Below are 26,328 nucleotides of genomic sequence, written 5' to 3' on the forward strand. Positions count from 1 at the left end.
CGTGGCGCTGCTCAACCCCGCCGGACGAGCAGCGCCACGGTCACCCCGGCCCGGGGCTGGACCAACGCCACGGTGAAGGCGTCCCGCAGGGCGGCCCCCTTGGCGCCGCCGACCGCGGCCAGCGGATCGCCCCGGCGCCCGGACACCACCAGCCAGACCCGCCGCACGCCGGCCAGGCACTCGGCCGGCCGGTCGCACTCGCTCGCCCAGAGGTCCGCGCGCTGCCGCTCGTCGCGCACCACCAGCACGTCGCGGGGCTCCCGCGACCCCAGGTGGTACGCCACCCCGAGGTCCAGGAAGAGCCAGCTGTGCCGGGGCGAGAAGACGATCGCGTCGCCGGGCTGTTCGTGATCGGCGATGACCCGGGCCGCGCCCGCGTAGTCGACGGGGGCGCTGCGCGGCCACTCGTGGGTGTGGCGCAGCGCCGCCTGGTCGGGCAGGCCGAGCAGGCCGGCCAGGGTCACCACGGCGAGCGCCGGCGCCAGCCGTACGCCGGCCAGCGCCGCACCGGCCAGCAGGCAGCCGAACGGGACGGTGAAGACCAGGTACCGGGTCACCCAGAGCGGCAGTACCGTGCCGGCGGCGAAGAGCAGCAGCGCCGGCAGCAGGATGGCGGCGCCCGGCAGCAGCGCCCGCCGGCCGAGCCGTCCCGCCCCGAGCGCGGCGAGGCCGAACAGCAGACCGCCGACCACCCCGCTCTGCGCCACGCCCCCGGGCAGCGCCGCCAGGTCGGGCAGGCGGGCGAGGTCCACCCAGTCGAGCTGCCGGGACCGCTGCCCCCGGGCCTCCAGCACCAGCGGGGTGACCAGGACGGCGGCTGGCAGCACCGCCAGCAGCCAGCGCCAGAGCAGTCCCCGGCTCCCACCCGGCCCGCCGCGCGGCGCGCCCGGGGCCGCGGTCGCCCGCCCGTGGTCGGCCGGGAGGTCCGGAGCGGTGGGCTCGCCCGTCGTCGGCCGCTCGGGCCGCTCGCCGTCCGGCCCGTCGACGCCGGCCGCCGCCGGGCCGCGCCCCGTGGCGAGCAGCACCACGAGTCCGTGGGCGGCGAGCAGGGTGAGGGCGATCAGGTGGATCAGCCCGAGGGCGGCGACGGCGAGGGCGTACCCGGTCCAACGCCGCCAGCCCGGCCGGCGCAGCGCCCCGACCAGCGCCAGCGTGGCGAGCACGGCGAGCAGGGTCGCGAGGGCGTACGGGCGGGCCTCCTGGCCGTACCGGGAGGTGCCGGGGAGCAGGGCGAAGAGCAGGCCGGCGAGGAGCCCGGCCCGGGCGCCGGCCAGTCGCGCGCCGAGCCGGGCGGTGAGTCCGGCGGCCGCGGCCATGGCCAGCGCGGACGGCAGCCGCAGCGCGGTCGGCGAGGTCCCCGCCAGCGCCGTCCACCCGTGCATGACCAGGTAGTAGGGGCCGGTCGCGGCGTCGATGGTGCCGGCCAGCCGGGCTAGGTCACCGACCGGCCGGGTGGCCGCGCTCCAGCTCGCCAGCTCGTCCCGCCAGAGCTGGGCCTGGCCGATCCCGGTAAGGGTGATCGCCAGGGTGAGCAGGGTCGGTGCCGCCCAGACCAGCCACGCCGGGCGATCGCCGGTCGGTCCGGAATCCGACGCTCCGCTCACCTTCGCAGCGTCACACACCGCCGTCGGGCGGGTCCGCCGATTCGCGGTGCCGGCCAGCCGACGCTGCCGCAGGGTGCGGAACAGCGTCGATGTGGTCGGGGCGGCCCGTGATGTGGGATCACACCTTCGGCTGGTGGTCGGCCCCTGCGGGGTGTGGCAGCATATGGCCCATGACCGCCGCTGTCGTCCGCCGCTTCGTGGCCCGTCGCCACGTCGACTACGGCCGCGTGCGCAGCGCGATCTGTCCGGCCCACTGACGACGCCCGACCCATCCGTCTCGGGCGCGCTCCGCGCCGGCCGTCACCGACACCGCCGTCCACGGCCCTCACCAGGGCCGGCCGTCGCGTTTGCGTAACCAGGCACAGCAGACAACGGAGGACGCCGCGATGGCGGTCAGCAGCACCCCCACCCGGTCCGAGACCCCGCCCGCCGCGCGGGCGACCCGCCGTGCCCGTGGTGAGGGGCAGTGGGCGCTCGGGCACCGCGAGCCGCTCAACCCCAACGAGCGGATCAAGAAGGACGACGACCCGCTCAACGTGCGGGCCCGGATCGAGAACATCTACGCGCAGCGGGGCTTCGCCTCCATCGACCCGCAGGACCTGCGCGGCCGGTTCCGCTGGTGGGGCCTCTACACCCAGCGCAAGGCCGGCATCGACGGCGGGCGCACCGCCGTGCTGGAGCCGCACGAGCTGGAGGACGAGTTCTTCATGCTCCGGGTGCGGGTGGACGGCGGGGAACTGAGCCTGGCCCAGCTCCGGGTGATCGCCGGCATCTCCCGGGAGTTCGCCCGGGACACCGCCGACATCACCGACCGGCAGAACATCCAGTTCCACTGGATCCGGGTCGAGGACGTGCCGGAGATCTGGCGCCGGCTGGAGGCGGTCGGGCTGCAGACCACCGAGGCGTGCGGCGACTGCCCGCGGGTCGTGCTGGGCAGCCCGGTCGCCGGGGTGGCCCGGGACGAGGTGCTCGACCCGACGCCGGCGATCGACGAGATCGTCCGCCGATACGTGGGCGACCAGCGGTTCTCCAACCTGCCCCGCAAGTTCAAGACCTCGATCTCGTGGCTGGTCGACACCCCGTACGAGGCGAACGACATCGCGTTCCTCGGCGTCGAGCACCCGGAGCACGGCCCCGGCTTCGACCTCTGGGTCGGTGGCGGCCTCTCCACCAACCCGATGCTCGCCAAGCGGCTCGGCGTCTGGGTGCCGCTGGCCGAGGTGCCGGACGTCTGGGCGGGCGTGGTCGGCATCTTCCGGGACTACGGCTACCGCCGGCTGCGCAACCGGGCCCGGTTGAAGTTCCTGGTCGCCGACTGGGGCGTGGCGAAGTTCCGCGAGGTGCTGGAGAAGGAGTACCTGGGCCGGACGCTGCTCGACGGGCCGGTCGCGGCGCTGCCGGCGAAGCCGGTCGACCACATCGGCGTGCACCCGCAGAGGGACGGGCGCAACTACGTCGGCGCCGCCCCGGTGGTGGGTCGGGTCTCGGGCCCGCAGCTCGCCCGGCTCGCCGACGTGGTGGAGGCACACGGCAGCGGCCGGGTCCGGCTCACCCCGTACCAGAAGCTGCTGGTGCTGGATGTGGCGCCGGAGCGGACCGACTCGCTGGTGGCGCAGCTGCGGACGATCGGCCTGGAGGCCCGGCCGTCGGCCTGGCGGCGCGGCACCATGGCCTGCACCGGCATCGAGTTCTGCAAGCTCGCCATCGTGGAGACCAAGCGGCGCGGCGAGGAGCTGGTGGCCCGGCTGGAGGAGCGGCTGCGCGACTTCGACGCCGACATCTCCATCCACCTCAACGGCTGCCCGAACGCCTGCGCCCGGACCCAGGTCGCCGACATCGGGCTCAAGGGCCAGCTCGTGGTGGGTCCGGACGGCCGCCAGGTGGAGGGCTTCCAGGTGCATCTCGGCGGCGGCCTCGGCATGGCCCAGGGGCAGACCGCCGGCTTCGGCCGCAAGCTGCGCGGCCTGAAGACCACCGCCGAGGAGCTTCCGGAGTACGTGGAACGACTGGCCCGCCGCTACCTGGCCGGCCGGACCGAGGGCGAGACGTTCGCCAACTGGGTGATCAGGGTCGACGAGGAGGAACTGCGATGAGCGAAAGCCGATCCGTACCTCTCTACTGCCCGTACTGCGGGGAGGAGGACCTGCGGCCGAGCGAGGCCGGGCACGGCGCCTGGGAGTGCCACGCCTGCGCGCGGGTCTTCACCGTGAAGTTCACCGGCCTGCTCTCCCGGGCGGTGACCCGGTGAGCGGGCTGGTCTCCGCCGCCGGCCTGGGTCTGGTCGGGCTGGGCGGCCCGACGCCCGCCGACCCGGATCGGCGGGACCCGGAGGAGCTGCGCGCGCTGGCCGAGGCGGCCGGCCGGGAGCTGGAGGGCGCCCCGGCGCTGGAGATCGCCCGCTGGGCCGCGGAGACCTTCGGCGACCGGTTCTGCGTGACCAGCTCGATGGCCGACGGCGTGCTGGCACACCTGGTCTCCCGGGTCGCGCCCGGCGTCGACGTGGTCTTCCTGGACACCGGGCTGCATTTCCCGGAGACGCTCAAGGTCCGCGACGAGGTGGCCCGCCGGCTGCCGGTGAACGTGCGCTCGATCCGCCCCCGGATCACCGTCGGGCAGCAGGACGGCCAGTACGGTCCGCGCCTGTTCAACCGCTCCCCGGACGAGTGCTGCCAGCTGCGCAAGGTGGAGCCGCTGGAGCGGGCGCTGACCGGGTACGACGCCTGGGCCGCCGGGTTGCGCCGGGACGAGTCCCCCACCCGGGCCAACACCCCGGTGGTCGCCTTCGACCCCCGGCGCGGCAAGGTCAAGGTGAACCCGATCGCCGCCTGGACCCAGCGGGACGTGGACGCCTACGTCGCCCGCTACGACATCCCGGTCAACGAGCTGTTCAGCCGCGGCTACGGCTCGATCGGCTGCTGGCCCTGCACCCGCCGGACGAAGGCGGGGGAGGACCCGCGGGCGGGCCGGTGGGCCATGTTCGAGAAGACCGAGTGCGGCCTGCACACCTGACCGCCCCACCGGTGGTGCTGGTCGCGCACGGCAGTCGTGACCCGCGGGCGGCCGAGGCGACGCGGGCGCTGACCCGGGCCGTGGCGGCCGCCCGCCCGGGCACGCCGGTGCTGCCGAGCTGGCTGGACCACACCGAGCCGGGGCCGGCCGCCGTGCTGCGGGACCTCGCCGCCGCCGGCCGGGACCGCGCGGTGCTGGTGCCGCTGCTGCTGACCGCCGCCTACCACCGGAGGGTGGACATCCCGGCCGCGGTGGCCGCCGCCCGCGGGGCGGGCGCGCCGATCGAGGTACGGGTCACCGACGTGCTGGGCCCGGCGGACGGGGTCGTGGACGCCGGGCTGCTGGCCGGGTTGCGGCGCCGGCTGGCGGAGGCGGAACCCGGCGGGTACGACGGACTGGTGCTGGCCGCCGCCGGTACCCGGGATCCGCGGGCGCGCGGCTCGGTCGGCCGGGTGGCCGCGGTCCTCGGCGCCGAGCTGGGTGTCCGCTGCCGGGTGTCGTACGCCTCGGCGGCGCCGCCGGGGGCGGGCGTCGCGGTGGCGAAGCTGCGCGCGGGCGGGGCCCGCCGGGTTGCGGTGGTGGCCTACTTCCTGGCGCCGGGCCTGTTCCATGACGGCGTGGTGGCCGGGGCGGCGGAGGCCGGCGCGGTGGCGGTCGCCGACCCGCTCACCGACCTGCCCGAGCTCGCCGAGCTGGTGCTGCGCCGGGTGGACGCCGCCGTGGCGGGCTGGTGCGGCCCGGTGGCGGGTTCGCGGTGACGAGCGTCGCCGCCGCCCCGGTGATCAAGGACGACGGCGACGGGGTAGTCGGGGAGCCATGGACAGCAGAACGCCCCGGCGGGATGACCCGGCCGGGGCGTGTAGCTGCGGTGCGATCAGGCGGAGTGAGCGCGCAGCACCCGGAGCCCGCCGCGGCGCTTCACCGCGCGGCGCTCCTCCTCGCTCATCCCGCCCCAGACGCCGGCGTCCTGACCGGACTCCAGCGCCCACTGCAGGCACTGGTCGGTCACCGGGCAGCGCCGGCAGACGGCCTTGGCCTGTTCCACCTGCAGGAGGGCCGGGCCGGACGTCCCGATCGGGAAGAACAGCTCCGGGTCCTCGTCGCGGCAGACGGCATCGTGGCGCCAGTCCATGGCGGCAACACTCCTCATTCTTAAGTGGGTGGCCAATAACGCTTGGTTGCTATTCCTATATGCATCCGCATTGCCGATCGGTGACGGTAAGCAGCCATCAATTCGGCGCTGCGTGAGCAGGCTGCGGGGCCCCGGGACCTGCTGGAACAGCTCAACCTGCCGAGCATATCCAGGCAATGTCCCGGTAACACGAGTTCGCTTGTGAATACTTTCACGAACTGCCGCGATGTCAAGGGTGGCGCTCGGAAAAACTCCGAACAGTGAGCGGGCTCACCACCCTTTTGTCCGGGTTTCAGAGCGCTCTGGTTACCCGGCGTGCCACAGTCGAGGATCAATGTAGTACGGTCTGCGTGACGTTGCTGACATTTCCGGCACCTGCCCCTCGTGTGTCGCGGCACCGCACCGGGCGTGCGATGAGTCCCGCGTCAACCGACGGCAGTACCCGAGACCTAGCAGATTACTCTCAGTGCGGCCGGAACGGATGTGAATCTGACTTTCTCCCGCTCGCCAAGGTAGTCCCCGTCGAGCTGGAACGCCTGCGGACGGGCCGAGAGCAGGGTGAACTCCGCGACGTCGTGCAGCCGGAGCACCTGCTTGCCGTGCGGATCGGGATCCCGGGAGAAGAACTGGGTGACCGTACGTGCCGTGCTCGCCACCTTGAGCTGCCGGATCGCCAGCACGTCCAGCCCGAGGTCGAAGGACGCCTCCGGGTTCGGGTTGATCTCCCGTTCGCCCAGGTACGTCCACGGCGCGGTGTTCTGGATGATGGCCGTGGCCAGTTCGGTCTCCGCCGCCTCTCCCGGGCGCTCCAGGGTGATCGACGGATGCCGCCGGTCCGAGCCGACGAAGTACTGGCTCACCGTGGCGCGGAAGTAGAGCGTCGGAGTGGAGACGCGGCCCCGCTTGCGGGCCCGCTCCACCCGCTGGATGACGGCCGCGTCGATGCCGAAGCCGGCGCAGAAGGTGAAGTAGCGGTCGTCCGCCCGGCCGAGCCCGATGGTCCGTGACCGACCGAGGCGCAGCCCCTCCAGGATCATGCTGGTCCCGTCCGCCCACTCCCGGGGCAGGCCCAGTGCGCGGGCGAAGACGTTGGTCGAGCCGCCCGGGACGGTGGCCAGCGCCGGCAGTCGTTCCGCCGTGGTCTCCCCGGTGCGGAAGGTCGGCGGCTCGGCCGCCATCAGGCCGTTCACCACCTCGTTGACCGTGCCGTCCCCGCCCAGCGTGACCACCAGGTCGACGCCCTCCTGGGCGGCCTCCCGGGCCAGGTCCATGGCGTGCCCCCGCCGGCGGGTGTACCGCACCGACAGGTCGACTTCGCTGCGCAGCGCCCGGACCAGGACGTCCCGGCTGCGTTCGCTGGTGGTGGTGGCCTTCGGATTGACCACCAGGACGGCGCGCATGGGCGGCACTGTACCGCGCCTACCCACGGGTATCGTGTCGCGCGTGACGATCGACTCCGAGCCGGTCCCCGCCACGCTCCGCTGGGCGGTGCGCCTTTTGCGCGCCCAAGCCGTGGCGCTCGCCCTGGTCGCGGTGTGGCTGATCTGGTCCGACCTCACCTCCGAGGCGCACGACCTGACGACGGCGTTGCTGCTGACGGCGTTCGCGGTCGGCGGCGCGGCGGCGCTCTGGGCGCTGGCCGGTGCGCTGGTCCGTCGGCGGGCCGGTGCCCGGGCCCCGGCCGTCGTGCTCCAGCTCATGTTGCTGCCGGTCGGCTGGTACATGATCCAGGGTGGCCTGCCCTGGCTGGGGCTGCCGCTGATGGTGCTCGGCCTCGGGGTGACCGGGCTGTTGGTGAGCGCGCCGAGCAACCGGGCGCTCGGCTTCGCCGACGGGGCGGACCGTCAGTAGCCGGAGGCGCGGCGGGTGAGCAGGGCGATGGTGGCCCGACCGTCGGCGGCCCGGGCGGACGCCGCGGTGGTCAGCGCGGTGAGCACCTTCCAGGCGAAGGACGACTCGGAGGGCAGCGTGGCGCCCCGGACCGTCGGCACGGTCACCTCGACCGTGAGCGCGTCCTCGGTGACCGCGAACCGGCACTCCAGCTCGGCGTTGCGGGTGGCGATGGCGAGCAGCATGGCGCAGGCCTCGTCGACCGCGATCCGCAGGTCCTCGATCTCGTCGAGGGCGAACTGGAGGCGGGCCGCGAGGCCGGCCGTCGCGGTGCGGAGCACACCCAGGTAGCCGCCGTCGGCGGGCACGGTGAGGTGCACGACGTCGTCGTCGGTCGTCGGCTGGCCGGTCAGTTGAGTCACGCCTCATCCCCCCGGTGCCGGACTCTACCCGGTCAGGCGCGCGGGTGGGTGGGCGCGGCCGTCGCCTGTGCGGCTAGTTCGTGCAGGGCCGGGCCGGCGAGCCGATAGGGCACCCACTCGTCCATCGGGTTCGCCCCGATCCGGGCGTAGAAACGGGCCGCCGGGTTCCAGTTGATCATCCACCAGTCCAGCCGCCGGTAGCCGCGCTCGACACAGATCGCGGCGAGGGTGGCCAGCAGCAGGCGACCCGCGCCGGTGCCCCGGGCGGCCGGGCGGACGTAGAGGTCCTCCAGGTAGATGCCGTGTACGCCCTCCCAGGTGGAGAAGTTGAGGAACCAGAGGGCGAAGCCGATCGGTCGGTCGGTGGCGTCGACCGCGACGTGCCCGTAGAGCGCCGGCGCAGTCGTGAAGAGTGCGGCGGTGAGCTGCTCCTCGGTGAGGTGGCACTGCTCGGGGGCGCGCTCGTAGTCGGCGAGTTCGTGCACCATCGCGACGACGGCCGGCACGTCCTCGGGACGCGCCGGCCGGATCGTCGGTGCCTGGGCGGGCAGGCTCACGCCTGCTTGGTCTCCCAGAAGATCTTCGAGATCTCGTCGATCTTCTGCAGCAGCTGGTCGGCGATGGCCGGGTCGGTCGCCCCCTTGGCGCCGGCGGAGCCCGCGAGCTTGGTGGTCTCGTTGAAGAGCTGGTGCAGGTTCGGGTACTTCTCGAAGTGCTGCGGCTTGAAGTAGTCGGTCCAGAGCACCCAGAGGTGGTGCTTGACCAGCTCGGCCCGCTGCTCCTTGATGATGATCGCCCGGGTGCGGTACTCCGGGTCGGTGTTCGACTGGTACTTCTCGCAGATCATTTTGACCGACTCGGCCTCGATCCGGGCCTGCGCCGGGTCGTACACGCCGCACGGAAGGTCGCAGTGGGCGCTGGCGGTCACACGCGGCGTGAGGATGCGAGGAAGGCGCATCAGGGTCCTCCATGGGATGTTTGCGATGATCGGAGACGACATTACTCCTGGACATGCTCCCCGGCGGGCGAGAGGTGAAACCCCGGTGCGTGCCGCGAACCAGCCCGGCGTGCCGGGGTTGCCCGGGCCGCTGGCGGCGGTGCTGGTCACCGGCCCGTCCATGGTGCCGACGCTGCGGCACGGCGACGCCGTGCTGGTGCGTACCGGGGGGCGGCCGGTGCACCCCGGCGACGTCGTGGTGGCGGTCTTCCGCAGCCGCCCCGACCTGCTCGTGGTCAAGCGCGCGGTCCGGCCGCAGGACGGCGGCTGGTGGCTGCGCGGCGACAACGACCTGGTCACCGACGACTCCCGGGCGTACGGCGTGGCGGACGTGCGCGGCCGGGTGGTGGCCCGGTACTGGCCGCGTCCCGGACTCGTCACGGGGCGGCGGCCACGGATATGACCCCGCTCACATCCGAGCGCCGGATGCCTGACTATGCTCGGAAAGTGCCCGGGTGACCCCCGCACCGCCGCCCCGCTCGCCGCTGACCATGGCGCGCCGAGCCGGCCGGTCCGTCTGCTCGACAGATCCTGGAGTCACCATGTCTTCGTCCACCCCGGACCTCGCTGATCCCGTCTTCCGGCTGCACGCCGGCGGCAAGATGGCCGTCGCCGCCACCGTGCCGCTCACCAGCCGGGAGGACCTCTCCCTCGCGTACACCCCCGGGGTTGCCCGGGTCTGCGAGGCGATCGCCGCCGACCCCGACCTCGCCGACGACTACACCTGGGTGTCGCACACCGTCGCCGTGGTCACCGACGGCTCCGCCGTGCTCGGCCTGGGCAACATCGGGCCGCGCGCGGCGCTGCCGGTGATGGAGGGCAAGGCGGTGCTCTTCAAGCAGTTCGCGGGGGTGGACGCGGTGCCGATCTGCCTGGACACGCAGGACGTGGACGAGATCGTGGCCGCGGTGCGGGCGCTCGCCCCCTCGTTCGGCGGGATCAACCTGGAGGACATCAGCGCCCCGCGCTGCTTCGAGGTGGAGCGCCGGCTGGACGAGGCCCTGCCGATCCCGGTCTTCCACGACGACCAGCACGGCACCGCGATCGTGGTGCTGGCCGCGCTGCGCAACGCGGCGACCCTGCTCAACCGCAAGCTCGGCGACCTGCGGGTGGTGGTCAGCGGGGCCGGCGCGGCCGGCGTCGCGGTGACGAAGATGCTGGTCGCCGGGGGAGTGAACCCGGATCAGGTGGTGGTCTGCGACTCCCGGGGCATCATCGGCCGGCATCGCGAGCTGACCGGGACCAAGGCCGAGCTGGCCGAGACCACCAACGCCGAGGGCCGGCAGGGCGACGTCACCGAGGCGCTGCGCGACGCGGACGTGCTGGTCGGCGTCTCCGGCGGGCAGATCCCCGAGGCGGCGGTGGCCGGGATGGCGCCCGGCGGCATCGTCTTCGCGCTGGCCAACCCCACTCCGGAGGTGCACCCGGAGGTGGCCGCCCGGCACGTCGCGGTGGTCGCCACCGGCCGCAGCGACTACCCCAACCAGATCAACAACGTGCTCGCCTTCCCCGGTGTGTTCCGCGGCGCGCTGGACGCCCGGGCCACCCGGATCACCGACGGGATGAAGGTGGCCGCGGCCGACGCCATCGCCAACGTGGTCGCCGAGTCGCTGACCGCCGAGGCGATCGTGCCCTCGCCGCTGGACCCGCGGGTCGCCCCGGCGGTCGCCGAGGCCGTCGCCGAGGCCGCCCGCCGCGACGGGGTCGCCCGCCGCTGACCGGAAGGAAGGGGCCCTTCTTATCGTGTTTTGCATAGGAAGAGCCCCTTCTTAACGGGCGCTCAGCTTGTTACCGTGCCGATCATGCGTGCTGCCTTCGCCTCGGCCCTGGACGCCGACAACCCGCTCGCCGCGCTCACCGTCGGCGACCGCCCCGAGCCGACCCACCCGCAGGACGACTGGGTCACCGTGCAGGTACGGGCCAGCTCGCTCAACCACCACGACCTCTGGTCGCTGCGCGGGGTCGGCCTCACCGCCGACCAGCTCCCGATGATCCTCGGCTGCGACGCGGTCGGCACCGACCCGGACGGCAACGGGGTGGTCATCTACCCCGTGGTGACCACCCCGGGCGACCCCCGTGGGGTCTCGATCCTCTCCGAGCACTTCCCCGGCACCTTCGCCGAGCGGGTGGCCGTGCCCCGGATGAACCTGCTGCCGCTGCCGGACGGCCTGTCCGCGACCGACGCGGCCTGCCTGCCCACGGCCTGGCTCACCGCGTGGCGCATGCTCACCACCAAGGGCCGGGTCGACGAGGGCGAGTCGGTGCTGGTCCAGGGGGCCGGCGGCGGCGTCGCCACCGCGGCCGTCGCACTCGCCGTCGCGCTCGGCAAGCGGGTGTACGCGACCAGCCGCGACCCCGCCAAGCGGGAGCGGATCAGCGCGCTGGGCGCGACCGCGGTGGAGCCCGGCGCCCGGCTGCCCGAGCGGGTCGACGTGGTGATCGAGACGGTCGGCGCGGCCACCTTCGACCACTCGCTGAAGTCCGCCGCGCCGATGGCCCGGATCGTGGTCTCCGGCGCCACCGCCGGTTACGAGCCCAAGGTCAACCTGCGCCGGGTCTTCGCCATGCAGCTGGCGATCCTGGGCACCTCGATGGGCACCCCGGACGAGCTCACCCAGCTGCTCGCGTTCTGCGCCGAGCACGAGGTGCGCCCGGTGATCGACAGCGTGGTGCCGTTCAGCCGGATCGATGAGGCATTCGCCCGCCTGCACTCCGGCGACGTCTTCGGCAAGGTCGTCATCGACCACACCGCCTGACGGCGTCAGGAAGGGCCCCTGCGCCACCGGAAGCGTCGGGGCGCCTCCCTACAGGTGGTCGTCGAGGGTGGCGAGGCCGCCGCGGGCGGCGTCGGCGGGGAGCCGCTTCTTCGCCGCCGCGTCGCCGTAGAGCGACCAGCGGAGGAACTCGACGGTGGTGTCCTCGACCACCCGCAGCGCCTTCCCGTCGGCGAGCAGGGCCCGGCCGTGGTCGCCCTTCGGCAGGCTGAGCATCGCCTTCGGCCAGGGCACCGCGTCGTAGACCGCCTTGCCGGAGGCGTAGCTCACCACCTCGTCGGCCTCGCCGTGCACGAAGAGCTGCGGCGCGGCCGCCCCGGCGAAGGCGGTGCCGACGCCGAGCGCGGTGCCGGCGAAGACGATGCCGGCGTCCAGCCGCTCGTCCCGCCCGGCGGTGAAGAGCCCGATCGTGGTCACCCCGCCCGCGCTGTGCCCGGCCGCGGCCACCCGGTCCGGGTCCAGCCGGCCGCGCAGTGGGTCACCCGCCCTGCCGTTCAGCGCGAGCACCTGGGTCAGCGCGTACGACACGTCGGCGGGCTGGTTGAGCACGTCGAGCGGGTTGCCGTCGCCGCCGGCCCCGGTGTGCGGGAACTTCGGCGCGGCCACCACGAACCCGGCCGACGCCCAGCGGCTCAGCAGCAGCTGGTAGTCCTCCGGCCGGGCCCCCAGCCCGTGGCTGAACATCACCACCGGGAACCGCCCGGCCGCGGCCGGCGCGGACCGCTCCGGCTCGCCGCCGGCCTCGCCCCGGGCCGGGTACCAGATGGTCACCGGCAGCGGGCGGTCGCCGTCGCGGTTCAGCTTCAACTGGCGTACGCCGACCGCGAAGCTCTCGGCGGGGGCGTGCCCGGCGGCGACGCGCGGTGCCGGCGTGCTCGCCTTCGGCGGCGCGCTCGGCGCGGGCCGCTGCACCGGGGCGGTGCCGCCGGAGCAGCCGGCCAGTCCGGCGGTGAGCAGCGCGGCGGTGACCAGGGCGGTAGGGCGACGGAGCATGAAGACGATTGTGCCTCGCGATCCGGCCCGGCCGGCCGGACATCGGCCCAGGGTGAGCGGATCGGCACACCTCAGCGCGGCGGCCGGGCGAGCCGGCTCTCCCGCAGCCGGGCGAGGTCGGTGGCGTCCTTCGGCCGGCGGGGCCGCTCCGGCATCCAGACCGGGTACATCTCCTTGAACTCGATCTGCGCGGCCACGCTGATCACCGGCGCGGTGAGCGGGCCGAGCCGGCCCGGCGGGCCGGCCAGCATGCCGTCGGGCAGCGGCGTGCCCGCCCACGCCCCGGCGCCGACCACCACCCGGCCCTCGGCGTCCCGGTCCAGGTACGCGAAGCTCAGCTCGACATCGTCGCGGAGCAGGTCGAGCTGCCGTTCGACCGGCATCCGGGGGTCGGGCCGCCAGCCCTGCCCGCCGAGCCGGGCGGCCAGCGGGCCGCCGTCCCGCCGCCAGCAGTACCAGTCGACGTCGACGTGCGGCCGGGTCACCTCGCCGAGGTGGAAGTCCATCGCCCAGCCGCCGCGCAGCCACACCGGGATGCCGGCCGACCCGGCCAGCTCGCCCACCTCACGGATCGCCTCGAGTTGCCGTGCCGCCAGCCCGTCCACCCGGGCGACGCTACCCGTGGCGGGCACCGGCGTGGGGGCTCAGCCGGGCAGGGCGCGCGTGATCAGTGAGGTGGTGCCGGGCAGGCGCGCGTCGGCCGGCAGGCGGCGGAGGGCGGGCCGGTCGTCGTACAGGGTCCAGCGAAGGAAGTCGGTGGTGGTGGCCAGGACCTGGGCGAAGCCGGGACGGCCCGGGGTCAGGTACTCGCCGTGGCCCTGGCCGGGGAGGCTCAGGAAGGCGGCCGGCCCGAGGCTGCGGGCGTACGCGGCCCGGCCGACCGACTCCGGCACGATCGCGTCGGCGGCGCCGTGCACGAACAGCAGCGGCGCGACCGGCCCGGCGAAGCTGCCGGCCAGCCCGCCGCCGGCGATCACGATGCCGGCGCGCAGCCGGGCCGAGTGCCCGGAAGTGAACATGCCGGCCGTGGTGAAACCGCCCGCCGAGTGCCCGGCCGCGGCGATCCGCGCGACGTCCAGATGCCCGGCGAGCGGGTCGGCGGCGCGGGTGTCGAGGCGTACCAGGTGGCGGATGAGCCGCCACCCGTCGGCGGGCTGGTTGCGGACGTCGGCGCGGGTGAAGTCGCGGGCCCGCAGGTTGGTGCGCGGGTAGGTCGGCGCGGCCACCACGAAGCCGGCGGCGGCCCAGCGGGTGGTCAGCGGCGCGTGCAGCTCGGGCAGGCTGCGCAGGCCGTGGCTGTAGATCACCACCGGGAACCGTCCGGCGGCCACCGGGGCGCCCGGCCGGACGACCGGCCCGGCCGACGCCGGGGTGGCGGACTCCGTCGGATACCAGACGGTGACCGGCAGCGGCCGGGCGCCGCCCGGGTCGACGACGATCTGCCGTACCCCGACCGCGTACGCCCGCGGTGGGACGTGCCGGGCGGTGACCGGGGGACCGTCGTCGGTCGCGGCGGTGGCCGGGCCGCAGCCCGCCAGCAGCGCCGTCACCAGCGCGGCGGCCAGCCGCTGCACCCTCACCCTTTCACGGTAGGCACCGGGTGGCCGGCCGGGCCCCGCCGTCCGGACCGGCTGTCGCCGCCACCCGGCCGGCACCCGCCTCCACCGGCCGGACCGGATTGCCGGCGCCGGCCGGGCGGGACCCTGCGGGTGGACAGGCTTCGCTAAGGTCACGCCCATGTCCGACAACTACACCGACCCGAGCGGCAACACGGCGCAGTTCCGCGCCTTCGTCGACTCTCCCGAGCCCGCCGCCGCGGCGCAGACCCCGTCCCGGCTGCCGCTGATCGCCGGCATCGGCGTCGCCGTCGTGGTGGTCGCCCTGATCGCCTGGCTGGTGCTGGGCTGACCGAGCCGGCCGGCGCCGCGCCCGCGCGGCGCCGGATCCGGTGGCTGCCGGCGCTCGGCGGTCTGCTCCTGATGCTGGCCGGTCTCGGTTGGGCCGGGGCGGTCGGGGCCACCAAGTGGCACCTGCACGCCAAGGCCGAACGGCTGCGCGCCGAGGGCGTCCCGGAGCGGGCCACGGTGGGCGACCGGCGGAACACCGTCGGCCGGGGCGGCGGGACCGACACCGTCCAGGTCTGGTACACCCACGGCGGCAGCACCTACTCGACCCGCATCCCCTGCGGGAGCGCGCGCGGCTGCATGGCGGAGCCGCCGGCGGAGATGACCGTCTGGGTAGATCCGGCCCGGCCGGCGGAGTTCGTCGCCGAGAACGGGCACACCGACGACTCGCTGCGCATCTCCAACGCGTGGGCCGGGCTGCCGTTCGGGCTGGTGGTGGCCGCCCTGGGCGCGTGGCTCACGGTGCCCGTCACCAGGCCGGCCGGGCCGGCCACCCGGCGGCTCCCGGTGCGCCGCGGTCCCGGGCCCGACCGTCTCCGGCGCGGCGGCCGGTCGCGGGTGCGGCAGCGTCGCCGGCGCGCCCGCCGCTGACCGGGCGGATCAGGGCCGGGCGGCCAGCATGTCGCGGGTCTCCCGGGCGATCTCGAGCTCCTCGTCGGTGCTGATCACGCTGACCGTGACCGCCGTTCCGGCGGGGGAGATCACCCGGTCGCCGCGGCCCGCGTTGCGCGCCGGATCCACCGCGATGCCGAGCCGCTCCAGACCGGCCAGCGACGCCTCCCGGACCGGCGCGGCGTGCTCGCCCACCCCGGCGGTGAAGGTGACCGCGTCGACCCGCCCGAGCAGCGCGTAGTACGCGCCCACGTAGCCCTTGATCCGGCGGCAGTAGACGTCGAAGGCGAGCCCGGCGGCGGCATCCCCGGAGTCCCGCCGGGCCAGCACCTCGCGCATGTCGTTGGCCCCGGTCAGGCCGAGCAGACCGCTGCGGTGGTTGAGCAGGTCGTCGATCTCGTCCACCCCCATCCCGCCCTCGCGGCGGAGGTGGAAGATGACCGTCGGGTCCAGGTCTCCGCTGCGGGTGCCCATCGCCAGGCCCTCCAGCGGGGACATGCCCATCGAGGTGGCCACGCTCCGCCCGCCCTGGACCGCGCAGGCGCTCGCCCCGTTGCCCAGGTGCAGGGTGATGGTGTTCAGTTCGGCGTACGGCCGGTCCAGCAGTTCCGCCGTGCGGCGCGAGACGTACGCGTGCGAGGTGCCGTGGAAGCCGTAGCGGCGCACGCCGTACCGCTCGGCGGTCTCCCGGTCGATCGCGTACGTGGCGGCGGCCTCGGGCAGCGTGTGGTGGAACGCGGTGTCGAAGACGGCGACCTGTGGGGTGTCCGGCAGCGCCTCCCGGGCCACCCGGATGCCGGCCAGGTTCGCCGGGTTGTGCAGCGGGGCGAGCGGGACGAGGTCCTCGATCGCGGCGAACACCCGGTCGTCGATCAGCGTCGGCGTGCTGAACCTCCGGCCGCCGTGCACCACCCGGTGCCCGACCGCGCTCAGCCCGCCGAGGTCGAGCCGGTCGATGATCTCGCGTACCGCGGTCTCGTGGTCGGCCGGCCCGCCGCCGGGCTCGCCCACCCGCTCGATCTTGCCGTTGTCCCGCACCTCCTCGCCGTCGTACAGCCGGTACTTGACCGACGAGGACCCGCAGTTGAGGACCAGCACCCGGTCGGTCACGCGACCCCCTCCGACGACGCGGCGGCCTGGATGGCGGTGATCGCCACGGTGTTGACGATGTCCGGCACGGTGGCGCCCCGGGACAGGTCGTTGACCGGGCGCCGCAGGCCCTGCATGACCGGGCCGACCGCCACCGCGCCGGCCGAGCGCTGCACCGCCTTGTACGTGTTGTTGCCGGTGTTCAGGTCCGGGAAGATGAACACGGTGGCCCGCCCCGCCACCGGACTGTCCGGCAGCTTGGTGGCCGCGACCCTCGGGTCGATCGCCGCGTCGTACTGGATCGGGCCCTCCACCAGCAGCTCCGGCCGGCGCGACCGGACCACCTTGGTGGCCGCCGCGACCTTTTCCACGTCCGCCCCGAAGCCGGAGTCGCCGGTCGAGTACGACAGCATCGCCACCCGCGGCTCGATGCCGAACCGGGCCGCGGTGTCGGCCGACGAGATGGCGATGTCGGCGAGCTGGGTGGAGTCCGGGTCCGGGTTGACCGCGCAGTCGCCGTAGACGAGCACCCGGTCGGCGAGCAGCATGAAGAAGACGCTGGAGGCCACCGAGACACCGGGCACCGTCCGGATGATCTCGAACGCCGGCCGGATGGTCGCCGCCGTGGTGTGGGTGGCTCCGGAGACCATGCCGCCCGCCCGCCCGGTCTGCACCATCATCGTGCCGAAGTAGTTGGCCTGCGCCACGACGTCGTACGCGAACTCGACCGTCACGCCCCGGTGGGCGCGCAGCTTCGCGTACCCGTCGGCGAACTCGTCCCGCCACTCGCTGGTCACCGGGTCGACCACCTCGGCGTCGCCGATGTCGATGCCCAGCTCCCGGCTGCGCCGGGCGACCTCCTCGGGCCGGCCGAGCAGGGTCAGTTCGGCCACACCCCGGCGCAGCAGGATCTCCGCCGCCCGCAGGATGCGCTCCTCCGTGCCCTCCGGCAGCACCAGCCGGCGGCGCTGCGCCCGGGCCCGGTCGATCAGGTCGTTCTCGAACATCAGCGGGGTGACCCGCGCGGAACGGCTGACCCGCAGGCGGCGGGCCAGGTCGACGGTGTCGACGCAGCGTTCGAAGGCGCCGAGCGCGGCCTCCACCTTGCGCGGGTTCGCCGTGCTGGGCCGGCCCTCGATCCGGCTGGACGCGGCCACCGTGTCGTAGCTGTCGCTGGTCACCGACAGCACGGCCAGGCCGGTGTTCAGCCGTTCGACCAGCCGCATCGCCCGCGGGTCGGGCTGCTCGCCGAGGGTGAGCACCAGCCCGGCCACCGACACCTGCCCGGCCACGTGCGCGGCGCTCGCCGCCACCAGCAGGTCGTCCCGGTCGCCCGGGGTGATCACCAACGCGCCGTCGGTCAGGTGGTCCAGCAGGGTGGGCACGTGCGCCGCACCCACCACGTAGTCGAGCACGTCCCGGTCGAGCGCGGCGTCGTCGCCGGCGAGCAGGGTGGCGCCGAGCGCCGCCGCCACCTCGGCCACCGTCGGCGCCGACACGGCCGGCACCTCCGGGATCGCGTACGCGGGCACCGGCAGCTCGGGCAGGGTCAGCGGCCCGGGCACCCGGTTCGCGACCACCGCGATCACCGTCGCGCCCAGGTCCTCCAGGTCGTGGTACGCCCCGCGGACCGCGGCCACGATCGCCTCGGGCTGCTGGCCGAACCCGTCGACGACGGGCACCACCACGCTGCCGAACTCGGTGGCCAGCCGGGCGTTGAAGGCCAGCTCGCGCGGCCCGGCCCCGTCCCCGTCGGCGAAGTCGCTGCCCACCACGACCACCGCCGGGCAGCGCCGCTCGACCTCCCGGTAGCGGGCCACGATCCGCGCGATCAGCTCCTCCCGCCGGCCCTCCGCGACCAGCGCGGTGGCCTCCGCGTACGTCGAGCCGTGCAGCTCGTCGACCGGGAGGGCGACCCGGTAGCGCTCGGTGAGCAGGGCGAGGATCTGGTCCGGACCGGTGCCCGCGACCAGCGGCCGGAACGCGCCGATCCCCTCGACCTGGCGGGACAGCAGCTCGGCCAGCCCGAGCGCGACCGTCGACTTGCCCCCGCCCGACCCCACGCTGGTCAGGTACACGCTGCGCGCCACGACCTCACGCTACAAGGTCATGGTCTCCGTCGCCCGGGTCCCTCGGCCCGGGCCCGAGGACCCGTTCGGCGGTCAGGAGGGGGTCGGCGCGGCGGGCCCGAGTGCCGGTTCGGGTGCCGCGTCGGCCGGCCCGGCGGCCCGGAACAGGGCGTCGCTCTTCGCCACCCAGGCCGCGCCGAAGGCGAACACGGCGAGCGTCTCGCACCACAGCACCGGCTTGAGGGTGTGCCGCGCGTCGGCCGGCAGTTGGCTGCTCGCCAGGGCGAGCACGATCGCCAGCAGGATGAGCCCGCCGCAGACCCGGTAGAACCGGACGGCCGAGCGGCGCGGGGGCACCCCGGCCCGGTCCGGGCGGGTGAAGAGGACGAGGCAGAAGACGGCGAGGAGCGCGAAGAGGGCCGCGGCGGACACCTGGTGCACCACGCCGACCGTCCGATCGCTGTGGCTGGTGGTGCCAGCCGGCGTGCCCACCGTGGTGGGGAAGAGGGCCACCGCGACCGCCAGGACTCCGGCGACGGTGCCCAGCGCGTCGTCCGGCCAGCGGTACCGGTAGGCGATCAGGAACACCCCGACGGCGCACAGTGAGCCGACGAAGACGTCCCGCATCTCGGTGTGGTAGTAGCCGCTGAGCGAGTCGAGCAGGGTGAGCCGGCGGGCGACGACCAGGTGGCCGACCACCAGCACCACCGGCAGGGCGATGCCGACGGCTCCGATGCCGAGGCGCAGGTGGCGTACGGTCACCGCGTCCTGCGGCGGCTTGCGGGGCTCGGGGTTCATCTCCGCCTCCCTGGCGTCGGGCGGCGTGTGGTCCGGCGCGTCCTCGTCGGACCCTGGACGCTGCTCTCCAGTGGACTCGATGGAACGGCCTGCCGTCAAACAGTCACTCGTCGTCCTCGTCGTCGAGGCGGGCCAGCCAGGTGGCGAAGCGCTCGATCGGCGTCTCGAACTCGGGGTTGAGGTCGACGAAGTCACGCAGCCGCTCGCCCAGCCACTCCATGGTGACCTGCTCGTCACCCCGGCGCTGGACCAGCTCCTCGATGCCACGGTCGGTGAAGTACATGTGCGTCCCTTCCTGGGATGGGGGCCGCCACGCGACCGGGGCAGCGGCCGTCGTACGGTCGCTGCCCCGGATGCTGGCGGTGCGGTCAGGTCACGAGCGGGGGAGGGCCGCCTCGATCAGCGCGGACTGCTCGACCTCGTGCATCTTCGCCGAGCCGACGGACGGTGCGGCGGCGGCCGGGCGGGAGATGCGGCGCAGCCGGACCTCGGGGAGGTGCTCCAGCAGGTTGAGCGCGACGAACGACCAGGCGCCCTGGTTGGCCGGCTCCTCCTGGACCCAGGCGAAGTCCTCGGCGTTCGGGTACTGCGCCAGGGCCGCCCGGACCTCCTCGACGGGCAGCGGGTAGAGCTGCTCCATCCGCAGGATCACGGTGTCGGTGACGCCCCGCTCCTGCCGCGCCTGGAACAGGTCGTAGTAGACCTTGCCCGAGCAGAGCAGCACCCGCTTCACCTGCTCCGGCGCCGGGGCGGCGGTGTCGGCCAGCACCGGCTGGAAGGTGCCCGTGGTGAAGTCCTCCACCGACGACACGCAGAGCTTGTGCCGCAGCAGCGACTTCGGGGTGAACACCACCAGCGGCTTGCGCTTCGGCGACAGAGCCTGGCGGCGCAGCAGGTGGAAGTAGTTCGCCGGAGTGGTCGGGATGGCCACCCGCATGTTGTCCTCGGCGCAGAGCTGGAGGAACCGCTCCGGGCGGCCGGAGGTGTGGTCCGGGCCCTGGCCCTCGTGGCCGTGCGGCAGCAGCAGGGTGACCGCGGAGCGCTGGCCCCACTTCACCTCGCCGGAGGAGATGAACTCGTCGATGACCGACTGGGCGCCGTTGACGAAGTCACCGAACTGGGCCTCCCAGCAGACCAGCGCGTTGATGTTCTCCACCGAGTAGCCGTACTCGAAGCCCATGGCGGCGTACTCGGAGAGCAGCGAGTCGTGCACGAAGAAGCGGGACCGCTCGCCGTCGCCGGTGAGCGACTTCAGCGGCAGGTAGTCGTCGCCGGTCTTCCCGTCGACGATCGAGGCGTGCCGCTGGACGAAGGTGCCCCGGCGGGAGTCCTGCCCGGCGAGCCGGACGGTGACCCCGTCGTGCAGCAGCGAGCCGAACGCGATGATCTCGCCGTAGCCCCAGTCGATGTTGCCCTCGACGGACATCTTCGCCCGGCGGTCCAGCAGCTGCTGGATCCGCTTGTGCGGGGTGAAGCCCTCCGGGAGGTTGACGTGCGCCTCGCCGATCGCCTTGACGACGGCGGCGTCGGTGGCCGTCTCCACCTGCGGCTCCGGCTCCACCAGCCGGGGCGGCCGGCCGAGCTGGCGCGGCGTAGTGGCCGCGTCCCGCGTGGCCTTGAAGACCCGCTCGAGCTGCGCCTGGTAGTCGCGCAGCAGCTCCTCCGCGTCCTCCACGGTGATGTCACCCCGCCCGATGAGCTCCTCGGTGTAGAGCTTCCGGACCGACCGCTTCGAGTCGATGATCTTGTACATCTGCGGGTTGGACATCGACGGGTCGTCGCCCTCGTTGTGCCCGCGCCGGCGGTAGCAGACCATGTCGATCACGACGTCCTTGTTGAACGCCTGCCGGTACTCGAAGGCGAGCCGGGCCACCCGGACCACGGCCTCGGGGTCGTCGCCGTTGACGTGGAAGATCGGCGCCTGGATCATCCGGGCCACGTCGGTGCTGTAGAGGCTGGACCGGCTGTACTCCGGGGCGGTGGTGAAGCCGACCTGGTTGTTGACCACCACGTGCACCGTTCCGCCGGTGCGGTAGCCGCGCAGCTGCGACAGGTTGAGCGTCTCCGCCACCACGCCCTGGCCGGCGAAGGCGGCGTCACCGTGCACCGCCAGCGGCAGCACGGTGTAGCCCTCCAGCTTGAGGTCGATCCGGTCCTGCTTGGCCCGGACGATGCCCTCCAGCACCGGGTCCACGGCCTCCAGGTGCGACGGGTTGGCCACCACCGACACCTTGACCGCGTGCCCGCCGTCGGGGGTGGTGAACTTGCCGTTCTGACCGAGGTGGTACTTCACGTCGCCCGATCCCTGCGTGGAGCGCGGGTCGAGGTGCCCCTCGAACTCGGAGAAGATCTTCTCGTACGGCTTGCCGACGATGTTGGCCAGCACGTTGAGCCGGCCGCGGTGGGCCATGCCGATGACGACCTCGTCCAGCCCGCCCTCGGCGGAGCACTCCAGCACCTCGCCGAGGAGCGGGATCAGCGACTCGCCGCCCTCCAGCGAGAAGCGCTTCTGGCCGACGTACTTGGTCTGCAGGAAGGTCTCGAACGCCTCGGCCGCGTTGAGCCGGTTGAGCACGTGCTTCTGCTCGTCCGGGGTTGGCTTCTCGTACTTGCGCTCTACCCGCTCCTGGAGCCAGCGCCGCTCCTCCGGGTCCTGGATGTGCATGTACTCGATGCCGACCCGGCGGCAGTAGGAGTCGCGCAGCACGCCGAGGATCGAGCGCAGCTTCATGCGCTGCTTGCCGGCGAAGCCGTTGACCGGGAAGACCCGGTCCAGGTCCCACAGGGTCAGCCCGTGCTGGAGGACGTCCAGGTCCGGGTGCTTGCGGATCTTGAACTCCAGCGGGTCGGTGTCGGCCATCAGGTGGCCGCGGACCCGGTACGCGTGGATCAGCTCGTGCACCCGCGCGGTCTTGTTGATCTGGCCCTCGGAGTCGACGGCAACGTCCTGCACCCAGCGCACCGGCTCGTAGGGGAGGCGCAGCGAGGTGAAGATCTGGTCGTAGAAGCCCCGCTCGCCGAGCAGCAGCTCGTGCATCACCTTGAGGAACTCGCCGGACTGCGCGCCCTGGATGATCCGGTGGTCGTACGTGCTGGTCAGCGTGATGATCTTGCTGATCGCCAGCTCGGCGAGGGTGGCCTCGCTCATGCCCTGGTACGGCGCCGGGTACTCCATCGCGCCGACGCCGATGATGGCGCTCTGGCCCTGCATCAGTCGCGGGATCGAGTGGACCGTGCCGATGCCGCCCGGGTTGGTCAGCGAGATGGTGGTGCCGGCGTAGTCCTCCATGGTCAGCTCGTTGCGGCGGGCGCGCCGGACCACGTCCTCGTACGCCTGCCAGAACTGCCGGAAGTCCATCTGCTCGCAGCCCTTGATGGAGGGCACCACCAGGTTGCGGGAGCCGTCCGGCTTGGTCAGGTCGATCGCGATGCCCAGGTTGACGTGCTCCGGGCGGACCATCGCCGGCTTGCCGTCGACCTCGGCGTAGGAGTTGTTCATCTCCGGGTGCTCGACCAGCGCCCGGACCAACGCGTAGCCGATCAGATGGGTGAAGCTGACCTTGCCGCCCCGGCCGCGGGCCAGGTGGTTGTTGATGACGATGCGGTTGTCCACCAGCAGCTTGGCCGGGACCGCGCGGACGCTGGTCGCGGTCGGCACGGAGAGCGAGGCGTCCATGTTCTGGACGATCTTGGCGGCGACCCCGCGAAGCGGGGTGGTGCCGGCGGCGCTGGCGGTGGGGGCCTTGGCGGCCGGCTTCGCCGGGGCGGCCTTGGCGGCCGGCTTGGCGGCGGGCTGCGCTGCCGGCTTGGCCGCCTGCGGTGCCGGCTTCGCCGGGGCGGGAGCGGCCTTGGCGGCGGGCTGCTGGCTGACCGTGGCGGCCGGCTCCTGCTGCTCACCGGGCTCGGGGCGGGCGGCCGGCGCGGCCGGGGCCTCCGGCCGCGGGGTGGCGGCGCCCGGCGCGGGTCGGTAGTCGGCGAAGAAATCGTGCCAGGCAGAGTCGACACTCGAGGGGTCGGCGAGATAGCGCTGATACATCTCCTCGACGATCCACTCGTTCGGGCCGAAACCCGCCAGTGGGTTCTCCTGCGAAGTCTGCTGGGTCGACACGGCCGCTAATCGCCTCTTTCACGCGGGTTCTCGATGTCACGCGGTGTCATCCGATGCCCGAATCCGGGCGTCGGGGAGACGGGTCCCAGGCTACGCCGTACGAATGGCGCAGGCATTCTCGCCTCCGGCTGGTGGTCCGTTTCACAGAAGATGCCAGAAGTTCGGCAAACGCTGCGTGTCCCGCCCAGTCCTGCTAAGCGACGAACGGCCCCGGCCGGTGACGTGTGGTCACCGGCCGGGGCCGGGTGGGAAAGCCGACTTCAGGAGATGTCGCGCCGTCGGATGGTCAGTACGCCGATCGCGCCGGCCACCACCGCGTAGCCGATCAGCACCGCGGCCCCCGCCCAGCGCGGCGGGTTGCCCGGGATCTCGGTCCCGCTCACCATCAGTCCGGACGCCAGCGACGGCACCAGCAGTTGGAGCTTGTTGATCCAGTCGCCGAACCTCGCCGCCAGCAGGCCGATCGCGATCCCGGCGCCGATCGCGCCGCCCAGATAGAGCAGGATGCCGGTCACCGTCGCGCCGATCTGGCTGCGGATCAGCACGCCGATGCCCACCCCGAGCACCGACCAGAGCAGATAGGCGAGCCCGTTGAGGGCGACCGCCCGCCAGACCGCGCCGCTGCCGAACTGGGCGCCGACGTCCGTCGCGTTCAGCACCAGCGGGGCGGCGACCAGGTTGAGCGCGGTGGTGCCCACCCAGAAGAGCAGCGCCAGCACACCCGCGGCAGCCAGCTTGGCCAGCATCACCGCGGTGCGGTGCGGTGCGGTGAGGAAGGTGGTGGTCACCGTCTGGTGGAAGAACTCGCTGGTCACCACGACGATGCCGAGCAGCATCACGATGAGCAGGCCGAAGAACTGACCGTTGGTGTACAGGTTGGCGGCCAGGCTGTCGGCGCTGGAGACGGCGGCCATCTGGTCGGCCTGGTCGGCCGGCACGTCGCCCACGTTCCCGCTGGTCAGCGCTGCGGTCTGCAGCCAGTTGAAGAGCAGGGCGAGGGCCCAGAGCGGCAGGGTGATCAGGCCGAAGATCCACCAGGTGTTGGTCGTACGGATCTTGAGCAGCTCGGAGCGGACCAGGTTCATCGGATCTCCGCCTTTCCGGCCGTCAGTTCGAGGAAGACCCCCTCCAGGTCGGGGCGTTCGGTGGTCAGCTCGTGCAGCTCCACCTTGGCGGCCAGCGCCGTCCGGCCCACGGTCGGGGCGTCCACCCCGCTCACCAGCAGCGTCCCCTGGCCGTCGGCGTCCACCGTGGCCGACTGCTCGCGCAGCGCCGCGGCCAGCTCGTCGGCCTGCGGGGTGCGTACCCGCACCCGCCCGCCGTGCGCCATCGAGCCGATCACCTGCTCGACCGGCCCCTGCCGGACCAGCCGGCCGGCCGCGATGATCACCACGTCGTCGGCGAGCAGCTGCATCTCCGAGAGGAGGTGGCTGGAGACCAGCACCGTCCGCCCCTCGGCGGCCAGCCCCTTGAGGAAACCGCGCATCCACCGGATGCCCTCCGGGTCGAGACCGTTCGCCGGCTCGTCGAGGATCAGCACCTGCGGATTGCCGAGCATCGCGGCGGCGATCCCGAGCCGCTGCCTCATACCCAGCGAGTAGCCCTTGAACTTGCGCTTCGCCGCCGGGGTGAGCCCGACCAGCGCGAGCGCCTCGTCGGCCCGCTGCCGGGGCAGGCCGGCGGCCGCGCAGATCACCCGCAGGTGGTTGATCCCGGTCCGGCCCTTGTGGGCGCTGGAGGCCTCCAGCACCGCACCGACCGAGCGCAGCGGGTCGGTCAGGTCGGCGTACCGGCGGCCGCCGATGGTGGCCTCGCCGGCGGTCGGCGTGACCAGGTTGAGCAACATGCGCAGGGTGGTCGTCTTGCCGGCGCCGTTCGGCCCGAGGAAGCCGGTCACCCGCCCCGGCTCGACGGTGAAGGACAGATTGTCGACCGCCCGCACGTTCTTGTACTGCTTGGTCAGTCCGGACACCACGATCTGGCCGGTCCCGGCGCTGGGGCTCCACTGCCCGTCGGACATCGTTCTCCTCTCCTGCCACGGCGCGCGGGCGCGCCGGTGGGGACGCCGTCGCGGAGGCGCCGTGGCACAGCCTGGCAACCCCGCGCAAGGGGGTCAATCAGGCGGGATGCTGACGTCCTCCTCCCGCGGAAGCAGGAGGTGATCATCCTGAGGGAGGAGAGGGTCAGGTCGGGGGGAGCGCGATCCAGGTGGCCCGGGCGTAGCCGAGCAGGGCGCCGTCCGGGCCGTAGAGGCTGGAGTGCACCTCGGCCTTGCGTCCCTCGCCGCCGACCATCGCCCCGGTCACCACGCACTCCGCGCCGGGATCCGGCAGCGCCCGCACCACCGCGGCGATCCGACCCAGGACGTACGGGCGGCCGGGCGCGATCACCGCCCAGCCGCCGGGGCAGTCCAGCGCGGCCCAGACCGTCGCCGGCACCACCTCGGCCGGGGCGCGGAACGGCGCCGCGGTTCGCCCGTCCGGCAGCTGGCCCGGGAAGATCCGCAGCCCCGCCGGGTTCTCCGGCCCGCAGACGTAGCAGCCGGGGAAGGGGTGCTCCACCAGCCCGGGGTACGCCTTCGCCGCCGCCTCGGCCGTCGGCCGGTCCACCGGGGGGACCACGGCGGTGAACTCCTCGACCCGGCGTACCTGGGCGATCACCTGGCCGTCCGGGTCGCGGACCTCGTCGCCGACCGCGGTCAGCGGGGTCTCCAGCGGGGGCGGCTTGCGGAGCGTGACCTCCACCGGGCCCCGGTCGTCGACCGCCGCCGCGAAGATCCCGGCGCTCCAGCCGCCGTTGCCGGAGCCGGCCGGCCCGTGGAACCGGGACTCGATGATCATGCTGCCCTCCGCGTGTGTGCCTGCCCCCGCAGCCTCGCACGCCCGCCCCGGCGGCCGCCCACCGGCTGATCACCGGGGTGGCGGGACCGGAGCGCCGGTTGGCGTTCACCGGATCGACACCCGTCGCCCCGGGGGCGGCAACCCGCG

27 protein-coding genes are annotated in these 26,328 nt (G+C 73.7%); 10 read left to right on the forward strand and 17 right to left on the reverse strand.

Features of this window, described 5'->3' with window-relative positions; translation table 11 throughout:
• Positions 1-11: 11 nt before the first annotated feature.
• Positions 12-1,604 carry a glycosyltransferase family 39 protein gene (locus Q2K19_RS16165; RefSeq protein WP_446839652.1) on the reverse strand — a complete coding sequence of 531 codons (1,593 nt, stop codon included), beginning with the start codon at positions 1,602-1,604 and terminating at the stop codon, positions 12-14.
• Between the two features lie 386 nt (positions 1,605-1,990).
• Between Q2K19_RS16165 and Q2K19_RS16170 the strand changes: the two genes are divergently transcribed.
• The 4 genes from Q2K19_RS16170 to Q2K19_RS16185 are packed head-to-tail and all read left to right on the forward strand — an operon-like array spanning position 1,991 to position 5,371.
• Positions 1,991-3,697, forward strand: a complete 1,707-nt coding sequence (locus tag Q2K19_RS16170) for a nitrite/sulfite reductase (protein ID WP_302771950.1) — start codon at positions 1,991-1,993, stop codon at positions 3,695-3,697.
• On the forward strand, positions 3,694-3,852 hold the full coding sequence (locus Q2K19_RS16175; RefSeq protein WP_302771952.1) for a hypothetical protein: 159 nt from the start codon (positions 3,694-3,696) through the stop codon (positions 3,850-3,852). Before Q2K19_RS16170 ends, Q2K19_RS16175 begins: the two co-directional genes overlap by 4 nt.
• On the forward strand, positions 3,849-4,613 hold the full coding sequence (locus tag Q2K19_RS16180) for a phosphoadenylyl-sulfate reductase (protein ID WP_302771954.1): 765 nt from the start codon (positions 3,849-3,851) through the stop codon (positions 4,611-4,613). The genes Q2K19_RS16175 and Q2K19_RS16180 overlap by 4 nt, the downstream gene beginning before the upstream one ends.
• Entirely contained in the window at positions 4,595-5,371 is a 777-nt protein-coding gene (locus tag Q2K19_RS16185) for a sirohydrochlorin chelatase (RefSeq protein ID WP_302771956.1), read from the forward strand. The genes Q2K19_RS16180 and Q2K19_RS16185 overlap by 19 nt, the downstream gene beginning before the upstream one ends.
• 116 nt (positions 5,372-5,487) lie before the next feature.
• Here the strand turns inward: Q2K19_RS16185 and Q2K19_RS16190 are convergent, their stop codons facing one another.
• Both Q2K19_RS16190 and Q2K19_RS16195 read right to left on the reverse strand, forming a co-directional pair.
• A complete protein-coding gene (locus Q2K19_RS16190) occupies positions 5,488-5,745 on the reverse strand; it encodes a WhiB family transcriptional regulator (RefSeq protein WP_073834718.1) in 258 nt (85 codons plus the stop codon).
• A 449-nt stretch (positions 5,746-6,194) separates the two neighbouring features.
• A complete protein-coding gene (locus Q2K19_RS16195; protein ID WP_302771959.1) occupies positions 6,195-7,145 on the reverse strand; it encodes a diacylglycerol/lipid kinase family protein in 951 nt (316 codons plus the stop codon).
• Positions 7,146-7,188: 43 nt separating this feature from the next.
• Between Q2K19_RS16195 and Q2K19_RS16200 the strand changes: the two genes are divergently transcribed.
• The gene (locus Q2K19_RS16200; RefSeq protein ID WP_302771961.1) at positions 7,189-7,596 is read left to right on the forward strand and encodes a hypothetical protein; all 408 of its coding nucleotides are present in this window, start codon (positions 7,189-7,191) and stop codon (positions 7,594-7,596) included.
• On the opposite strand, the gene Q2K19_RS16205 is transcribed toward Q2K19_RS16200, so the two are convergent.
• From Q2K19_RS16205 to sodN, 3 genes are all read right to left on the reverse strand, one after another.
• Positions 7,590-7,997, reverse strand: coding sequence for an ATP-binding protein (locus Q2K19_RS16205; protein WP_302771963.1), 408 nt, complete (start codon positions 7,995-7,997; stop codon positions 7,590-7,592). The two genes, Q2K19_RS16200 and Q2K19_RS16205, sit on opposite strands and share 7 nt — an antisense overlap.
• A gap of 32 nt (positions 7,998-8,029) precedes the next feature.
• Entirely contained in the window at positions 8,030-8,485 is a 456-nt protein-coding gene (locus Q2K19_RS16210) for a GNAT family N-acetyltransferase (protein ID WP_302772534.1), read from the reverse strand.
• A gap of 65 nt (positions 8,486-8,550) precedes the next feature.
• Positions 8,551-8,955: a superoxide dismutase, Ni gene (gene sodN / locus Q2K19_RS16215; protein WP_302771965.1), complete on the reverse strand. Its 405-nt coding sequence runs from the start codon at positions 8,953-8,955 to the stop codon at positions 8,551-8,553.
• An 85-nt stretch (positions 8,956-9,040) separates the two neighbouring features.
• On the opposite strand from sodN, the gene Q2K19_RS16220 reads away from it, so the two are divergent.
• From Q2K19_RS16220 to Q2K19_RS16230, 3 genes are all read left to right on the forward strand, one after another.
• The gene (locus Q2K19_RS16220) at positions 9,041-9,397 is read left to right on the forward strand and encodes a S24/S26 family peptidase (RefSeq protein ID WP_302771967.1); all 357 of its coding nucleotides are present in this window, start codon (positions 9,041-9,043) and stop codon (positions 9,395-9,397) included.
• A gap of 139 nt (positions 9,398-9,536) precedes the next feature.
• The gene (locus Q2K19_RS16225; protein WP_302771969.1) at positions 9,537-10,712 is read left to right on the forward strand and encodes an NAD(P)-dependent malic enzyme; all 1,176 of its coding nucleotides are present in this window, start codon (positions 9,537-9,539) and stop codon (positions 10,710-10,712) included.
• A 75-nt stretch (positions 10,713-10,787) separates the two neighbouring features.
• Positions 10,788-11,750: a zinc-binding dehydrogenase gene (locus Q2K19_RS16230; RefSeq protein ID WP_302771970.1), complete on the forward strand. Its 963-nt coding sequence runs from the start codon at positions 10,788-10,790 to the stop codon at positions 11,748-11,750.
• A gap of 48 nt (positions 11,751-11,798) precedes the next feature.
• On the opposite strand, the gene Q2K19_RS16235 is transcribed toward Q2K19_RS16230, so the two are convergent.
• The 3 genes from Q2K19_RS16235 to Q2K19_RS16245 form a co-directional block, all read right to left on the reverse strand.
• Positions 11,799-12,761 carry an alpha/beta hydrolase family protein gene (locus tag Q2K19_RS16235; protein ID WP_302771972.1) on the reverse strand — a complete coding sequence of 321 codons (963 nt, stop codon included), beginning with the start codon at positions 12,759-12,761 and terminating at the stop codon, positions 11,799-11,801.
• A 71-nt stretch (positions 12,762-12,832) separates the two neighbouring features.
• On the reverse strand, positions 12,833-13,366 hold the full coding sequence (locus tag Q2K19_RS16240) for a nucleotidyltransferase domain-containing protein (protein WP_302771976.1): 534 nt from the start codon (positions 13,364-13,366) through the stop codon (positions 12,833-12,835).
• Between the two features lie 39 nt (positions 13,367-13,405).
• Positions 13,406-14,341, reverse strand: coding sequence for an alpha/beta hydrolase family protein (locus Q2K19_RS16245; RefSeq protein ID WP_302771978.1), 936 nt, complete (start codon positions 14,339-14,341; stop codon positions 13,406-13,408).
• Positions 14,342-14,498: 157 nt separating this feature from the next.
• Between Q2K19_RS16245 and Q2K19_RS16250 the strand changes: the two genes are divergently transcribed.
• The gene (locus Q2K19_RS16250; protein ID WP_302771980.1) at positions 14,499-14,669 is read left to right on the forward strand and encodes a hypothetical protein; all 171 of its coding nucleotides are present in this window, start codon (positions 14,499-14,501) and stop codon (positions 14,667-14,669) included.
• Positions 14,670-14,740: 71 nt separating this feature from the next.
• Complete coding sequence (locus Q2K19_RS16255) at positions 14,741-15,256, forward strand: hypothetical protein (RefSeq protein ID WP_302771981.1); 516 nt, start codon at positions 14,741-14,743, stop codon at positions 15,254-15,256.
• A gap of 9 nt (positions 15,257-15,265) precedes the next feature.
• Here Q2K19_RS16255 and Q2K19_RS16260 read toward each other — a convergent pair whose 3' ends face one another.
• The 8 genes from Q2K19_RS16260 to Q2K19_RS16295 form a co-directional block, all read right to left on the reverse strand.
• Positions 15,266-16,387 (reverse strand): acetate/propionate family kinase, encoded by a 1,122-nt coding sequence (locus tag Q2K19_RS16260; protein WP_302771983.1) that lies wholly within the window; start codon positions 16,385-16,387, stop codon positions 15,266-15,268.
• Positions 16,384-18,456 (reverse strand): phosphate acetyltransferase, encoded by a 2,073-nt coding sequence (pta, locus tag Q2K19_RS16265; protein ID WP_302771984.1) that lies wholly within the window; start codon positions 18,454-18,456, stop codon positions 16,384-16,386. The genes Q2K19_RS16260 and pta overlap by 4 nt, the downstream gene beginning before the upstream one ends.
• A 72-nt stretch (positions 18,457-18,528) precedes the next feature.
• Entirely contained in the window at positions 18,529-19,233 is a 705-nt protein-coding gene (locus Q2K19_RS16270) for a DUF998 domain-containing protein (RefSeq protein ID WP_302771986.1), read from the reverse strand.
• Between the two features lie 103 nt (positions 19,234-19,336).
• Complete coding sequence (locus Q2K19_RS16275) at positions 19,337-19,516, reverse strand: DUF6104 family protein (protein ID WP_302771989.1); 180 nt, start codon at positions 19,514-19,516, stop codon at positions 19,337-19,339.
• 90 nt (positions 19,517-19,606) lie between these two features.
• Complete coding sequence (locus tag Q2K19_RS16280) at positions 19,607-23,341, reverse strand: multifunctional oxoglutarate decarboxylase/oxoglutarate dehydrogenase thiamine pyrophosphate-binding subunit/dihydrolipoyllysine-residue succinyltransferase subunit (RefSeq protein ID WP_302771991.1); 3,735 nt, start codon at positions 23,339-23,341, stop codon at positions 19,607-19,609.
• A 260-nt stretch (positions 23,342-23,601) separates the two neighbouring features.
• Positions 23,602-24,426: an ABC transporter permease gene (locus Q2K19_RS16285; protein WP_302771992.1), complete on the reverse strand. Its 825-nt coding sequence runs from the start codon at positions 24,424-24,426 to the stop codon at positions 23,602-23,604.
• Positions 24,423-25,361, reverse strand: a complete 939-nt coding sequence (locus Q2K19_RS16290) for an ABC transporter ATP-binding protein (protein ID WP_302771994.1) — start codon at positions 25,359-25,361, stop codon at positions 24,423-24,425. Before Q2K19_RS16290 ends, Q2K19_RS16285 begins: the two co-directional genes overlap by 4 nt.
• A gap of 163 nt (positions 25,362-25,524) precedes the next feature.
• Positions 25,525-26,181: a hypothetical protein gene (locus Q2K19_RS16295; protein WP_302771996.1), complete on the reverse strand. Its 657-nt coding sequence runs from the start codon at positions 26,179-26,181 to the stop codon at positions 25,525-25,527.
• Between the last annotated feature and the right edge of the window lie 147 nt (positions 26,182-26,328).

It is taken from the genome of Micromonospora sp. NBRC 110009 (assembly GCF_030518795.1).
GTDB lineage: Bacteria > Actinomycetota > Actinomycetes > Mycobacteriales > Micromonosporaceae > Micromonospora.